Genomic DNA, 2,747 nt, shown 5'->3' with positions numbered 1-2,747 from the left:
GTACACGTCCTTTAAAATAGTTATTTCTATAATAGCTACTCTCAGTTTTCCGTGTCCACTTTTTATACTAACCTCATTTTTCTCTTGGACCCGAGCACTTCCAACCTTACTTGAGCGTTTTTCACTTGGACTCGAGCAATTCCAACCTTACCTGAGCGCTTTCACATCACGACGGAGATTTCCTCTAATTTTCTTATTCTCCTTTAGCTAAGTAGCGTCCAACCTGTCGCCCACTATATAAACAGCCTCCCACAAATGTTCCCTCTAAAGCTCGGTAACCATGAACACCGCCACCTCCAAAGCCACTTACTTCACCAGCCGCAAATAGACCTGGTACTGGCTGACCATCCATCCCGAGTACAGCACCATCTAAATTTGTCTGTAGACCTCCTAACGTTTTCCGCGTTAAAATATTTAAACGTACCGCAATAAGTGGCCAATTATCAGGGTCTAATATCTTATGCGGCTTGGCAACGCGCACTAATTTATCTCCAATGTAATTCCTTGCCCCATGAATGGCATTAACTTGCAAATCCTTTGTAAATTTATTATCCATTTCCCGATCTCTTGCCATTATTTGTTCCTTGATTTTCATAAAATTAAGAAGCTCGTTACCTGCTAACTTATTCATGCCATCAACTAATTCCTTTAAGTTATCAGCTATAACAAAATCCTCCCCATGTTCTTTAAATGCCTGAATTGGAGCTGGTGGACCTGGCAAAATACGTTTAAGAACTTCTCCTATGCTTTTATTGGTTAAATCAGGATTTTGTTCAGAACCCGATAGAGCAAATTCCTTTTCAATAATCTTTTCCGTTAAAATAAACCACGAGTACTCATAGCCTGTTTTTTGAATGGCCTCTAGCGTACTTAGTGTATCAAAGCCCGGGAAATTTGGTGCACTGAAACGATTTCCCTCTGCATCAAACCATAATGATGACGGGCCAGGCAAAATGCGAATACCATGATTGGGCCAAATCGGGTCCCAATTTCTTAACCCCTCTGTGTAATGCCACATACGATCTCGATTAACAATACGCCCTCCCGCATGCTCCGTAATCTCTAGCATTCTACCATCTACATAGGCAGGTACACCACAAACCATATTTTTAGGAGGTATGCCCAGTCGTTGTGGCCAATTTTTTCTTACTAAATCAAAATTTGCCCCTATGCCACCACTAGCTACAATTACAGCCTTGGCTTCGTAGGCAAACTCACCTATTCCAATCCTTGAGCTCTTCTCTCCACGGCTTGCATAACTTTCAGCTAAAACTGTTCCGCTAATTCCGTCAATCTTTCCCTCATGTTGAATAAATTCGTCAACACGATGTCTTGGTTTAAAATCTATAAAACCATCCTTTATTGCCTTTTTTACTTTATCTGTAAAAGGCTTTACGATACCAGGTCCTGTTCCCCATACAATATGAAATCGAGGCACCGAATTTCCATGACCCCCAGCTAATGAGCCTCCCCGTTCAGCCCAACCAACTACAGGAAAAAACTTTATGCCTAACGATTTTAGCCACTCATATTTTTCACCAGCCGCAAATTCAACATAAGCCTTTGCCCATTTAAACGCCCATGAATCTTCGTCTTCCAAGCGATCAAAGCCAGCAGTACCTTGCCAATCTTGCCATGCAAGCTCCTTACTATCTTTAATACCAAGTCGTCTTTGCTCAGGTGAATTCACTAAAAATATTCCGCCAAAAGACCAATATGCCTGTCCCCCCATTGAATTTTCAGGCTCTTGATCTACCAATAATACTTTTTTCTTGGCATCTACTAATTCACACGCAGCAACTAAACCTGCTAACCCTGCTCCCACAATTGCAACATCATACAACATTTTACACCCCCAAAAAATCAATCGTACTTTACTAACATTCTTCCCTAATAGTTCGTTTACCTTCTACTTTTCATATTTTTGACGAAAGTGTGACAAGAAAAGAATGTTCGCCTTCTTCTTGAAAACATTGAAAAAACCCCTCGCCTCAGTAATTATCTCCCAATAAATTGCCATATAATTTTTCACTTCGACTTAATCTCAAATGCCCATTTCACCTGACTTAAGACATTTCGTTAGCGCTTTCATTGTCCTCTCTGAAAAGACGAACTATTTTATGATAAAAAGAATAAAAAGTTCGTTTTTAGGTATTTTTCAGACTTTTGAAGTCAATATTTTTTAACTTTTTCAGAAATATTATTGACAAAGGTGAACAATAGGGATTATGATGTTAACAAATTTAATTACACAAAAATATAACGACGGAGACACGCTAGTCGCAAGAAAATCTCAAGAGAGCTGATGGTTGGTGTAAATCAGTGATTTCTACGATAATAGTTCCACTCCTGAATAGATAGGCAGAACATCCCAAAGTAAGCTTATCCGTCACATGCACGTTACGCATATAGCTAAGACTGCAAAAGTTCTACTAGCAGTGATTAAGGGTGGTACCGCGAACCAATATTTATTCAGCCTTTCGCCCCTTACAACGCAATAACTGTGTTTGTAAGGCGTGAAAGGCTTTTTTATTTTCATTCTGCACTACTTTACTGCGCGAAAGCGAAGCGACAGCAACACGGTTTTATCTGTGCGAAAGCGAAGCGACAGCAACACGGTTTTATCTGTGCGAAAGCGAAGCGACAGCAACAACACACGACTGAGTGACCAACATCATGTTGCTGCCGCTACGTTAGCACTACGCTTTCGCACAAAAAACATCATGTTGCTGCCGCTACGTTAGCAC

1 protein-coding gene is annotated in these 2,747 nt (G+C 40.5%); it reads right to left on the bottom strand.

The window, feature by feature from the left end:
* Nucleotides 1–193: 193 nt before the first annotated feature.
* Nucleotides 194–1,846 carry an FAD-binding dehydrogenase gene (locus AC3WOM_RS26570; protein WP_492449172.1) on the bottom strand — a complete coding sequence of 551 codons (1,653 nt, stop codon included), beginning with the start codon at nucleotides 1,844–1,846 and terminating at the stop codon, nucleotides 194–196.
* Nucleotides 1,847–2,747 lie beyond the last annotated feature (901 nt).

This window comes from Lysinibacillus sp. FW301-JW8 (assembly GCF_058788755.1).
Note: the sequence above shows the minus strand (reverse complement) of the source record. Positions and strands in the feature narration are given on the sequence as shown.